This is a genomic window from Pseudomonas sp. FG98, assembly GCF_057808595.1.
In genome coordinates this window covers 1-10,892 of the sequence record NZ_JBMDIJ010000132.1, presented here as the reverse complement: position 1 = coordinate 10,892, position 10,892 = coordinate 1, and the positions used below count along the sequence as shown (strand labels likewise).

The 10,892-nt window shown below is 65.5% G+C and carries 13 protein-coding genes; 2 read left to right on the top strand and 11 right to left on the bottom strand.

The genetic code is table 11. From position 1 onward, the window contains the following. Positions 1-106: 106 nt before the first annotated feature. From ACODSK_RS31305 to ccmA, 11 genes are read right to left on the bottom strand one after another with little or no spacing between them, the layout of a single operon-like run. Positions 107-1,045 (bottom strand): 2-hydroxyacid dehydrogenase, encoded by a 939-nt coding sequence (locus ACODSK_RS31305; RefSeq protein ID WP_489021835.1) that lies wholly within the window; start codon positions 1,043-1,045, stop codon positions 107-109. A 42-nt stretch (positions 1,046-1,087) separates the two neighbouring features. Continuing rightward, the gene (locus ACODSK_RS31300) at positions 1,088-1,501 is read right to left on the bottom strand and encodes a hypothetical protein (RefSeq protein WP_489021833.1); all 414 of its coding nucleotides are present in this window, start codon (positions 1,499-1,501) and stop codon (positions 1,088-1,090) included. Positions 1,502-1,513: 12 nt separating this feature from the next. Beyond that, a complete protein-coding gene (gene ccmI / locus ACODSK_RS31295) occupies positions 1,514-2,728 on the bottom strand; it encodes a c-type cytochrome biogenesis protein CcmI (protein ID WP_489021831.1) in 1,215 nt (404 codons plus the stop codon). Further along, entirely contained in the window at positions 2,721-3,197 is a 477-nt protein-coding gene (locus tag ACODSK_RS31290; RefSeq protein WP_489021829.1) for a cytochrome c-type biogenesis protein, read from the bottom strand. The genes ccmI and ACODSK_RS31290 overlap by 8 nt, the downstream gene beginning before the upstream one ends. Continuing rightward, positions 3,194-3,730 carry a DsbE family thiol:disulfide interchange protein gene (locus ACODSK_RS31285; protein ID WP_489021827.1) on the bottom strand — a complete coding sequence of 179 codons (537 nt, stop codon included), beginning with the start codon at positions 3,728-3,730 and terminating at the stop codon, positions 3,194-3,196. The genes ACODSK_RS31290 and ACODSK_RS31285 overlap by 4 nt, the downstream gene beginning before the upstream one ends. Beyond that, on the bottom strand, positions 3,727-5,700 hold the full coding sequence (locus ACODSK_RS31280; protein ID WP_489021837.1) for a heme lyase CcmF/NrfE family subunit: 1,974 nt from the start codon (positions 5,698-5,700) through the stop codon (positions 3,727-3,729). Before ACODSK_RS31280 ends, ACODSK_RS31285 begins: the two co-directional genes overlap by 4 nt. Before the next feature lie 11 nt (positions 5,701-5,711). Continuing rightward, positions 5,712-6,164, bottom strand: a complete 453-nt coding sequence (gene ccmE, locus ACODSK_RS31275) for a cytochrome c maturation protein CcmE (RefSeq protein WP_489021825.1) — start codon at positions 6,162-6,164, stop codon at positions 5,712-5,714. Continuing rightward, positions 6,161-6,337: a heme exporter protein CcmD gene (gene ccmD / locus ACODSK_RS31270; RefSeq protein WP_009399925.1), complete on the bottom strand. Its 177-nt coding sequence runs from the start codon at positions 6,335-6,337 to the stop codon at positions 6,161-6,163. Before ccmD ends, ccmE begins: the two co-directional genes overlap by 4 nt. Continuing rightward, positions 6,334-7,104 carry a heme ABC transporter permease gene (locus tag ACODSK_RS31265; protein WP_489021823.1) on the bottom strand — a complete coding sequence of 257 codons (771 nt, stop codon included), beginning with the start codon at positions 7,102-7,104 and terminating at the stop codon, positions 6,334-6,336. The genes ccmD and ACODSK_RS31265 overlap by 4 nt, the downstream gene beginning before the upstream one ends. Before the next feature lie 42 nt (positions 7,105-7,146). Next, positions 7,147-7,815, bottom strand: a complete 669-nt coding sequence (ccmB, locus tag ACODSK_RS31260) for a heme exporter protein CcmB (RefSeq protein ID WP_489021822.1) — start codon at positions 7,813-7,815, stop codon at positions 7,147-7,149. Then, on the bottom strand, positions 7,812-8,444 hold the full coding sequence (gene ccmA, locus ACODSK_RS31255) for a cytochrome c biogenesis heme-transporting ATPase CcmA (RefSeq protein ID WP_489021820.1): 633 nt from the start codon (positions 8,442-8,444) through the stop codon (positions 7,812-7,814). The genes ccmB and ccmA overlap by 4 nt, the downstream gene beginning before the upstream one ends. Positions 8,445-8,631: 187 nt before the next feature. On the opposite strand from ccmA, the gene fliK reads away from it, so the two are divergent. Continuing rightward, positions 8,632-10,200, top strand: a complete 1,569-nt coding sequence (fliK, locus tag ACODSK_RS31250; protein ID WP_489021819.1) for a flagellar hook-length control protein FliK — start codon at positions 8,632-8,634, stop codon at positions 10,198-10,200. Continuing rightward, positions 10,197-10,532: an EscU/YscU/HrcU family type III secretion system export apparatus switch protein gene (locus tag ACODSK_RS31245; RefSeq protein WP_489021817.1), complete on the top strand. Its 336-nt coding sequence runs from the start codon at positions 10,197-10,199 to the stop codon at positions 10,530-10,532. Before fliK ends, ACODSK_RS31245 begins: the two co-directional genes overlap by 4 nt. The last annotated feature ends 360 nt before the right edge of the window (positions 10,533-10,892 follow it).

Below are 10,892 nucleotides of genomic sequence, written 5' to 3'. Positions count from 1 at the left end.
CTAAAAGCGACGCGGACCCTGTGGGAGCGGGTTTACCCGCGATTGCGATAGTGAATTCACCACCGTAATCGCGGGTAAACCCGCTCCTACAAGGTCCCCGCCCGCCTCAGGAAACCACTGGGGTCAACACCGGCTCCCCGGCAAAGAACGCCTGCAGGTTCTTCAACACCAGCGCCACCATGTCCCGCGCCGCTTCCGGGGTTTGCGCCGCCACGTGCGGGGTCAGCACCACATTGCCCAGTTGCTTGAGCTCGTCCGGCACCGACGGTTCGTCATCGAACACATCCAGCCCGGCCCCGGCGATCCGCCCTTCGCGCAGCGCCGCGACCAGCTCGGTGGTAGACACCACGCTGGCCCGGGCGATATTCACCAGGAAGCCCTGCGGCCCCAACGCATCCAGCACCTCACGGCCAACCAGCGCGCGGGTATTGGCCCCGCCCGGCGTGGCAACGATCAGGAAGTCCGATTCCCGCGCCAGTTCCAGCACGCTTGCACGGTACTGATACGGCACATCGCTGCGCGGCGAACGATTGTGATAGCTGACCTGCATGTCGAAACCGAGGGCACCGCGCTTGGCGATGGCCATTCCCACCGAACCCAGGCCCAGGATGCCCAGGCGCTTGCCCGCCAGAGACGGGCTGATCACCCGGTTCCATTGGCCCTGGCGAGTGGTGGCATCGGCCCGGCAGATATCCCGGACCACGGCGAACAGCAGGGCCATGGTGTGATCCGCCACTGCCGAGGCATTGGCCCCGGCGCCATTGGTGACGACGATCCCCCGCGCCGCAGCGGCGGCCAGGTCGACCGCCTCGTAGCCGGCCCCGATCACGCAGATCAGACGCAGCAAAGGCAGCGCGTCGATTTCCTCGGCGGTGATGCCCAACGGGCCACGGGTCAGCACCACGTCGATCTCGCCACCGTGGCGGGCGATGGCCTCGGCACGCAAGGCCGGAGTCTTGGCCCGGATCAGGCGATAGCCGTTGTCTTCCAGCAGCGGCAGATAGTCATCGACCGTTTCGACCAGTACCAATACCGTCTTCGTCATTTCATGCTCCCAGGCGTCAGGCGAGGCAGCATTATGCCGTCATTACTGGCCGAAGGCGCGTCCCAGACCGCCCGGCACACCGCTGGCGTCGGTGTCCTGCCAGGGCCCTTCAGGATTGGTCGACCAGCTCCAGCCGTTGTTCCAGCGGTAGTAGGTGCGCTGGCGGTAGAAGGTGTTGTTCTTGCCTTCGAGTACATAGACCCCGAGTTTCGGGTCCCAATGGCTGGCACCGCCCGGTGGCGGGGCGAAGCTGGCGGACGTGCGCGGCATGGGTTTCGGCGTGGGTGTAACGGAAGGCTTGGGAACGCTCGGGCCCGGCTTGATCACCGGGCCCGGTCGGGGTGCCGATTTGATCGGCGGCAGGGGTTCACGCTCTGGCTCGCGTGGCTGGTGCACCGTACATGCGCTCAGACCCAGGGCCAGTGAAATCAGGGTCAGGCGTACGGTGCTGTTCATGGAGTCGCTCTCTTATTGCTTGGCCGGGTCGTCCGGACTGTCGATGGTCAGGTGTTGCGCCGTCTCGGTGTTGCTCGCCAGCGGCGAACCGCGGCCGATCCATTCACCCTTGCCGGGCTGACCGTTGCGGGAGACACGCGCCATCAGTTGGACTTCAGGGAAGTTCGACAGTTTCATGTTGGGCATCATCGCGTCGCTGTCGCTCAGCACCACCTCGATCGGCAGTTGCGCCACCGTCACCCGTTTGGCCGCCAGCGGCAGGCTCGGCCCCGAGGCAGCGCGGGCGAAGATGAACACCACATCATCCGGCTTGACCTTGTCCTTCAGCGCCTCGGCCAGTTCGACCTTGACCGTCAACTTCGGCCCGGAGACCGCGACAGCCGGTGCCGACGCCTTGCCCTCGCCGGCAGCGATCTTCTCCTTGGCCCGTTCGATACCGCCCAGCAGCGCGGTACGCGAGGTGTCACCCTGCGGCAGTTGCACCAGCAGGCGATTCCAGTAGTCCACCGCTTCCTGGTAGCGCTCGCCCTCGAAGGCGGCGATACCAAGCAGGCCGAGGCTGGTGACCTCGTTCGGGTCGGCCTTCAGGGCTTCGTCGGTGAGTGCCTGGAATTGCGGGGTCCATTGCTTGTGGTTGGCGAAGTACAGCGCCTGGGCCCACTGACCGAGCAATTCCGGCGCACGGCCGGCAACTCCGACGGCGCGCTCGAACGCTTTCGCCGCATCCTCCGGACGCTCCTGGGCCATGTAGGCACGCCCGAGGAAGTACAGGCCTTCGGCATTGTCCGGCTGGGCCGCAACGCTGCGTTCCAGGCGCGAGGTCATCTCTTCGATGCTTTGCGGTGCGGTGGCGAATTCCTGGGTCAGGGCGACCTTGCCGCTGGCGCCGAAATGCAGATACAACCCCGCTGCCATCAGCGGTACCAGGAAAGCCGCGACGATCGGCAGCGCCTTGCCCAGCCGCGCGCTGCGCACAGGCTCGGCGTTCTCGGTGTCGTCCAGCAGTTCCCGCGCCGCCTCGTCACGGCCCTGTGCCAGCTGTTCGGCGTTGAGCACGCCCGCAGCGCCCTGGGCCTGGAGTTCGGCGACCCGCTCCTGGTACAGCGCAACGTTGAGGGCGGTACGGTCTTCTTCCTGCTGCGCACGACGGCCACGCAACACCGGAATCAGCAAAAAGCTCAGGGCTACCAGTAGCAGCAGGCCTGAAGCGAGCCAGAAATCAGTCATGGGTCTGTTCTTTGTCCAGCAGTTTGGCGAGGCGCTCACGCTCCTCGGGAGAAAGGTCGGTGCTTGCAGTACCCGCCGGTACCCGGCGCTTGCGCACGATCACCACCAGCACGCCGATACCACCCAGCAGCAGCGCGGCAGGGCCGAACCAGAGCAGCCAGGTCCTGGCGGTCAGGGCCGGCTTGTAGCGGACGAAATCACCGTAGCGATCGACCATGAAATCGACGATCTGCTGATTGCTCTTGCCTTCGCCGAGCATGCGGAAGATTTCCCGGCGCAGGTCGGCGGCGATCGGTGCGTTGGAGTCGGCGATGTCCTGGTTCTGGCACTTGGGGCAGCGCAGTTCCTTGGTCAGCTCGCGGTAACGCTCGCGCTCGGCCTCGTCGGCGAACTGGTAGGTATCGATGGCCGCCTTGGCCACGCCGCACAGACTCAGGCCAAGTACCGCGGCAGCTAGCCAGCGCTTCATGGGCGGGCCTCGTCGACCAGGCCCTGGTAGACCGGGGCGAGCTTCTCGCGCCAGACGGTCTCGTCGATCACACCGACGTACTTGTCGCGGATGATGCCCTTGGCGTCGATGAAGAAGGTTTCCGGCGCGCCGTAGACGCCCAGGTCGAGGCCGAGGCTGCCCTGCTCGTCACGGATGTCCATCTGGTAGGGGTTGTGGAACTCGGCCAGCCACTTCAGGGCATCGGCATTGATGTCCTTGTAGTTGACGCCGTAGATCACCACGCCCTGCTGGGCCAGCTTGTTCAGCACCGGGTGCTCGACCTTGCACGACACGCACCAGGTGGCCCAGACGTTGACCAGTGCCGGCTTGCCCTTGAGGTCGGCCTCGGTCAACTGGCGGTCGCCCTGCACGTTGGGCAGGGCGAAGGCCGGGAACGGCTTGCCGATCATCGCCGACGGCAGCTCCGCCGGGTCAAGGTACAAGCCACGGTAGAGAAACAGCGCCACCAGCAGAAACCCCGCCAGCGGCAGCACCATGATCCAACGCTTCATGCAGTCGCTCCTTCCAGGCCCAGCACATCACGCACTTTGCTTTTCACCTTGACTCGATAACGCCGGTCCAGCGCCGCCAGCAATCCACCCAGGCCGGTCAGCAGGCCGCCCAGCCAGATCCAGCGCACGAACGGCTTGACGTGCACCCGCACCGCCCAGGCACCGTTTTCCAGCGGCTCGCCGAGGGCGACATACAGGTCGCGGGTGAAGCCGGCATCGATGCCGGCCTCGGTCATCATCGACTGCTGCACGGTGTAGAGGCGTTTTTCCGGGTGCAGCACGCTGATTTCGCGGCCGTCCTTGAGCACCCGCACGGTGCCCTTGTCGGAGGTGAAGTTCGGCCCTTCGTGATGCCTGGCGCCTTCGAAGACGAAGTGATAACCGGCCAGCTCCACCGATTCGCCCGGGGCCATGCGCAGGTCGCGCTCGGCGCTGTTGTTGCTCGACAGCACCACGCCCAGGGCACAGACCGCCAGGCCCAGGTGGGCGAGATGCATGCCCCAGTAACTGCGATTGAGACCGCGAATGCCCTTGAGCAGGCCCTTGTGGCGGGTCTTGTCGAAGATATCGCGCAGGCCGCCAAGGACGATCCATGCCGCCAGGGCGAAGGTGGTCAGCACCGGCCAGTCGAAGTCGTCCACCAGCAGGCCGCCGATCGGCGCCAGTACGGCAGCACCCACCAGCACCGGGGTCAGCATGCTGGCCAGCCAGCGGGTCGGGGTGTCCTTCCAGCGCACGATCACGCCCACCGCCAGCACCAGCATCAGCAGGGCCATCAGGGGAATGAACAGGGCATCGAAGTACGGCGGGCCGACCGACAGCTTGGCGCCGGTCAGGGCATCCAGCACCAGCGGATACAGGGTGCCGAGGAGAATCATCGAAGCCGCCACCACCAGCACCAGGTTATTGGCCAGCAGCAGGGTCTCGCGCGACCACAAGGCGAAGCCGACCTGGCTCTTGACCACTGGCGCGCGCAGGGCGAACAGGGTCAGCGAACCACCGACTACCACCAGCAGGAAGAACAGGATGAAGATGCCGCGCTCAGGGTCCGAGGCGAAGGCATGCACCGAGGTCAGCACGCCGGAACGGACCAGGAAGGTACCGAGCAGGCTGAGGGAGAAGGCGGCGATCGCCAGCAGCACGGTCCAGCTTTTGAACACCCCGCGTTTTTCGGTGACCGCCAGCGAGTGGATCAGCGCGGTGCCTACCAGCCAGGGCATGAACGAGGCGTTTTCCACCGGGTCCCAGAACCACCAGCCGCCCCAGCCCAGTTCGTAGTAAGCCCACCAGGAGCCAAGGGTGATGCCGATGCCGAGGAAGGCCCAGGCGACGATGGTCCATGGCCGCGACCAGCGTGCCCAGGCCGCATCGAGGCGGCCGCCGAGCAGTGCGGCGATGGCGAAGGCAAAGGCCACCGAGAAGCCGACATAACCCATGTACAGCATCGGTGGGTGGACGATCAGGCCGATGTCCTGCAGCAGCGGGTTGAGGTCGCGGCCATCGCCGGGCATCTGTGGCAGCAGGCGCTGGAACGGGTTGGAGGTGATGATCAGGAACGACAGGAAGCCGACGCTGATCATGCCCATCACCGCCAGCACCCGGGCCAGCATCACCTGCGGCAGTTGCCGGGAGAAGATCGACACGGCGAAGGTCCAGCCGCCGAGGATCAGCGCCCAGAGCAGCAGCGAGCCTTCGTGGGCGCCCCACACGGCACTGAACTTGTAGTACCAGGGCAAGGCGCTGTTCGAGTTGCTGGCGACGTAGGCGACCGAGAAGTTGTCGGTCATGAAGGCGTGGGTCAGGCAGGCGAAGGCGAAGGCGAGGAAAGCGAACTGGCCCCAGGCCGCCGGGCGCGCCAGGCTCATCCACAGGCTGTCGCCGCGCCAGGCGCCGAGCAGCGGGACGCTGGCCTGCACGCAGGCGAAACAGATGGCCAGGATCATCGACAGCTGGCCGAGTTCGGGAATGATCAGCGCGGCGTTCATTGGGCTTGTGCTCCGCTGGCGGCCTGACCGCTTTCCTTGAGGGCCTTGGTGACCTCCGGCGGCATGTATTTCTCGTCGTGCTTGGCCAGCACTTCATCGGCCACCACCACGCCCTCGGCATTCAGCTTGCCCAGGGCGACGATGCCCTGGCCCTCGCGGAACAGGTCGGGAAGGATGCCGCGGTAGGTGATCGGCACCGACTTGTTGAAATCGGTGACCACGAAACGTACGTCGAGGGAGTCGCTGGAGCGCTGCACCGAGCCCTTCTCGACCATGCCGCCGGCGCGGATCCGGGTGTCCAGCGGCGCTTCGCCGTTGGCGATCTGGGTCGGGGTGTAGAACAGGTTGATGTTTTCCTGCAGCGCGCTGAGGGCCAGGCCCACGGCGACGCCGAGGCCGGCGAGCAGGCCAAGGATGATGAACAGGCGCTTTTTGCGTTGCGGATTCACTTGGCGTTCTCCCGGCGCAAACGGCGCGCCTCAGCTTGCAGGTAACGACGCCGGGCCAGCAGCGGCGCGGCGACGTTGATGGCCAGCACCGCCAGGCAGATGCCGTAGGCCGACCAGACATACAGGCCGTGATGGCCCATGGCGAGAAACTCGCCGAAGGATGCGAAGCTCATCGTGCGCCTCCCAGGCTGTTCAGCACTTCGTCGCGGACCCAGCTGGCGCGGGCTTCGCGCTTGAGCACTTCAAGACGCATGCGCAGCAGCAGCACGGCGCCGAAGAAGCAATAGAAGCCAAGGACGGTGAGCAGCAGCGGCAACCACATCTCCGCCGGCATCGCCGGTTTCTCCGTCAGGGTGAAGGTCGAGCCCTGGTGCAGGGTGTTCCACCACTCCACCGAGTACTTGATGATCGGGATGTTGATCACCCCGACGATGGCCAGCACCGCGCAGGCCTTGGCCGCGCTCTCACGATTGCTGATGGCGTGGCCGAGGGCAATGAGACCGAAGTACAGGAAAAGCAGGATAAGCATGGACGTAAGGCGGGCATCCCAGACCCACCAGCTGCCCCAGGTCGGCTTGCCCCAGATGGCCCCGGTGACCAGCGCCACGGCGGTCATCCAGGCGCCGATGGGCGCGGCGCTTTGCAGGGCGACGTCGGCGATCTTCATCTTCCACACCAGGCCGACCACGCCGCACACCGCCAGCATCACGTAGCAGGACTGCGCCAGCATGGCCGCCGGCACGTGGATGTAGATGATCCGGAAGCTATTGCCCTGCTGGTAATCCTGCGGGGCGAAGGCCAGTCCCCAGACCACGCCGACCCCGATCAGCAGGATCGCGGCCACCGCCAGCCAGGGCAGCATGCGCCCGCTGATGGCGTAGAACCATTTCGGGGAACCGAGCTTGTGAAACCATGTCCAGCTTATTGCGCTGCTTTTCATCACGGTACATCCAGGGTCTTTCTGGGCGTGGCCCAGACCTCATTATTCGCCGACGCTGATTTTCAGGCCGGCAGCTATCGCGAAAGGTGCAAGGGTGACTGCCAGGGCGGCCAGACTGCCGAGCCAGAGCAGGTATCCGGTTGCGGGCATAGCTTGCACTGCTGCTTGTAGAGCGCCACTGCCCAGGATCAATACCGGGATATATAGCGGCAGAATCAGTAACGCCAGAAGCAGACCACCACGTTTCAAACCAACGGTCAGGGCCGCACCGACGGCGCCCAACAGGCTCAGCACCGGAGTACCGAGCAAGAGCGATGCCAGCAGGACCGGCAGGCATTCCACCGGCAATCCGAGCATCAGCGCCAGCAGCGGCGACAACAATACCAGCGCAAGCCCGGAAAAAATCCAGTGTGCCAGCACCTTGGCCAGTACCAGTAGCGGCAGGGGGTGCGGCGAAAGGACCCACTGTTCGAGGGATCCGTCCTCGAAATCACTGCGGAAAAGCCCGTCCAGCGAGAGCAGGACCGACAAAAGTGCGGCTACCCAGACTAACCCTGGAGACAAGATTTGCAACAATTGTGTCTCAGGACCGACCGCAAGTGGGAACAATGCGATGACAATCGCGAAAAAAACCAGGGGATTGGCCAGCTCTGCCGGCCGTCGGCAAAGCAGACGCGCCTCACGGCGCAACAACAGGACAAATACACTCATGCCGCCCACTGCCCCAGGTTGATATCGCGGTAACCGGAGGGCGTGCGCTCCAGCGTGTGGTGGGTGGTCAGCACCACCATGCCGCCCTGCTCGCAGTGTTGCGCCAGGTGCGCTTCGAGCTGGGCCACGCCCTGCTTGTCGAGGGCGGTGAAGGGTTCGTCGAGGATCCACAGTGGCGGGCTGTCCAGGTACAGCCGGGCCAGGGCCACGCGGCGCTGCTGGCCGGCAGACAAGGTATGGCAGGGAACATCCTCGAAACCGTGCAGGCCTACCGCTGCCAGTGCCTGCCAGATCGCTTCGCGGCTGGCCGGGCGATGCAGGGCGCAGAGCCAGGTGAGGTTTTCTTCCGGGGTAAGCAGGTCCTTGATGCCGGCGGCGTGGCCGATCCATACCAGGTTGCGCGCCAGTTCGCTGCCCTGCTCCGCCAGCGGCTTGCCGTTGAGCAGGATCTCGCCGTGAGTGGGTTGCATCAGGCCGGCCAGCAGGCGCAGCAGGCTGGTCTTGCCGCTGCCGTTGGGACCGCTGATCTGCAGCATGGCGCCGGCGGTCACCTGAAGCTCCAGGTGTTCGAAGAGCATTCGCCAGTCGCGCTCGCAGGCCAGGCCCACGGCTTGGAGGTGAGGAGTCACAGATTCGCCTTATTGGTTCGGGACTGTCTCAAGTCGGTACGACCCTGGCCGTTATAGAGACAACGAAAACCTGGCCGACCGGTCTGGTCGCGAGCGCCCGGATCCTGCACTCGCGGGAGAAATCGGGCGGCATTATACATGCCATGTCCTACTGTAAAGAGGGCTATTTGAACAGGTCGCAAGAGCAATGACGGGCGAAATAAACATCCTTGGCCCACAGGCGGCGGCCAATCCCCAGCTCCGCGCCGCCGCCATGACCGGCGAGATGGTCAAGCTCCTGGAAGCGCAGCCGGATCTGCTGGCAAAAGGCGAAACCGCCAAGGGCGAAGTGGTTTCGCTGCGCCAGGTGGGCGAGGACTTCCAGATGCTGTTGCGCCTGTTGCGCGCCGGCGGCCAGCAGACCCTGGTGCAGACCAGCGCCAGTCAGCCCCTGGCCCTGGGCACCCAGGTCACCGTCAGCCAGCCCAACGCCAGCCAGCTCAGCCTGGCGGTGCAGCAGGCCGCCGCCAACAACGTCACCACCCTGACCAGCCTCGACACCAAGCAACTGCCGGTGGGCACCCTGTTGCAAGGCAAGGTGCTGACCAGCCAGTTGCAGCCGCAGACCGGCAACCTGCCACCGGTGTACCGCTCGCTGGTCACCCTGCTCAATACCCTGCAGGCCGGCGCCACCCTGAGCATCGACTCGCCGCGCCCGCTGCCCCTGGGCAGCCTGCTCAGCGCCCGGGTGGCCAGCGACCAGCAACTGAATTTCGTACCGCTGAGCGGGCGCCAGGAGCAGATGGCCATCGCCCAGAACCTCAGCGTCCAGCAGAACCGCCAGGCGTCCTTGCAGGGCCTGCTGGCCTCCATGCAGCGCATCGCCCGTGACGACAGCCAGCCGCCGGAACTGCGCGCCAGCGTCGACAAGCTGCTGGCCAGCCTGCCGGATATCCGCCAGTTCGCTGATTCGCGCCAGGTGGCCCAGGCGCTGAACAACAGCGGTGCCTTTCTCGAAGCGCGCCTGCTCAACGGCGGCGCCAACCAGCTGGGGCTGGACATCAAGGCCCAGGTGGTGCGCCTGATCGCGCAACTGCTACCCAATGTCCCGGGCGGCACGCCGCTCTCGCCGACGGTCCAGACCAGCCTGGCCCAGGCCCTGCCGGGCATGGTCCGCAGCTACCTCGGCGCCCTCGGCCAGGTCGCGCCCAAGCCGCACCCGACCGGCTTTCCGCTGCCCTCCCGGCTGTTGCAGAACGCCGAAGAAGAAGGCGACCTGCAACACCTGCTGCGCCTGGCTGCGGCGGCCATTTCCCGACTACAGAGCCATCAGTTGGCCAGTCTCGAACAGACCGGCAGCACCCCGGACGGCAACCTGCAAACCACCTGGCAATTGGAAATCCCCCTGCGCACCGGCCCCGAGTTCATGCCGGTGCAGGTCAAGGTGCAGCGCGAGGAAACCAAGGAACAGCAGGCCGACCCGGAACGGGAACGCCGCGACCCGCTGGAAATGCTCTGGCGCGTCGACCTGGCCTTTGACCTGCATCCCCTCGGGCCCTTGCAGGTGCAGGCGCAGATCACCAAGGGCAGCCTGTCCAGCCAGCTCTGGGCCGAACGCCCGGAAACCGCGGAACTGATCGAACGGGAACTGGACGGCCTGCGCGCGCGCCTGGTCGCACGGGGGGTGAACGTCGCCGAGCTGCATTGTCATCAGGGCGTGCCACCACATGGCCCGGGAACCCGTCTGGAACAACGCTGGGTGGACGAAAACGCATGAGCAGGAAAGCACCACGCCAGGCCATCGCCCTCAGCTACGACGGCGCCCAGGCCCCAACCCTGACCGCCAAGGGCGACGACGAACTGGCCGAAGCCATCCTCGCCCTCGCCCGCGAGCACGAAGTGCCGATCTACGAAAACGCCGAGCTGGTGAAATTGCTGGCGCGGATGGAGCTGGGCGACAGCATTCCCGAGGCGCTGTACCTGACCATTGCCGAGATCATCGCCTTTGCCTGGCAGCTGAAGGGCAAGATGCCGGTCGGCTTCCATGACGAACCGCCGCAGGAGCGGGATATCACGCCGGATCTGAAGCGCTTGCCGGGGCCGGGGTAGGTTGTGCGCTTCGGGGCCTCATCGTCGGCCAGTTCACGCCGACTCCCACAGGGTTCCGGGCCAGCCGCATGATCCAGCTCCGACACAGGAACCTGTGGGAGCTGGCATTGCCAGCGATGAGGCCCGCAAGAACAACCCAACCACCAGATTGATGTCGAAGCTGATGGCCTCATCGTCGGCAACGCCGACTCCCACAGGGTTCCGGGCCAGCCGCATGATCCAGCTCCGACACAGGAACCTGTGGGAGCTGGCATTGCCAGCGATGAGGCCCGCAAGAACAACCCAACCACCAGATTGATGTCGAAGCTGATGGCCTCATCGTCGGCAACGCCGACTCCCACAGGGTTCCGGGCCAGCCGC

Coding starts and splice junctions, on each gene's coding strand:
- ccmI (WP_489021831.1), bottom strand. CDS start 2,728: ATGACTGATTTCTGGCTCGCTTCAGGCCTGCTGCTACTGGTAGCCCTG.
- ccmB (WP_489021822.1), bottom strand. CDS start 7,815: ATGAGTGTATTTGTCCTGTTGTTGCGCCGTGAGGCGCGTCTGCTTTGC.
- ACODSK_RS31290 (WP_489021829.1), bottom strand. CDS start 3,197: ATGAAGCGCTGGCTAGCTGCCGCGGTACTTGGCCTGAGTCTGTGCGGC.
- ACODSK_RS31285 (WP_489021827.1), bottom strand. CDS start 3,730: ATGAAGCGTTGGATCATGGTGCTGCCGCTGGCGGGGTTTCTGCTGGTG.
- ACODSK_RS31265 (WP_489021823.1), bottom strand. CDS start 7,104: ATGAAAAGCAGCGCAATAAGCTGGACATGGTTTCACAAGCTCGGTTCC.
- fliK (WP_489021819.1), top strand. CDS start 8,632: ATGACGGGCGAAATAAACATCCTTGGCCCACAGGCGGCGGCCAATCCC.
- ACODSK_RS31245 (WP_489021817.1), top strand. CDS start 10,197: ATGAGCAGGAAAGCACCACGCCAGGCCATCGCCCTCAGCTACGACGGC.
- ACODSK_RS31300 (WP_489021833.1), bottom strand. CDS start 1,501: ATGAACAGCACCGTACGCCTGACCCTGATTTCACTGGCCCTGGGTCTG.
- ccmD (WP_009399925.1), bottom strand. CDS start 6,337: ATGAGCTTCGCATCCTTCGGCGAGTTTCTCGCCATGGGCCATCACGGC.
- ACODSK_RS31305 (WP_489021835.1), bottom strand. CDS start 1,045: ATGACGAAGACGGTATTGGTACTGGTCGAAACGGTCGATGACTATCTG.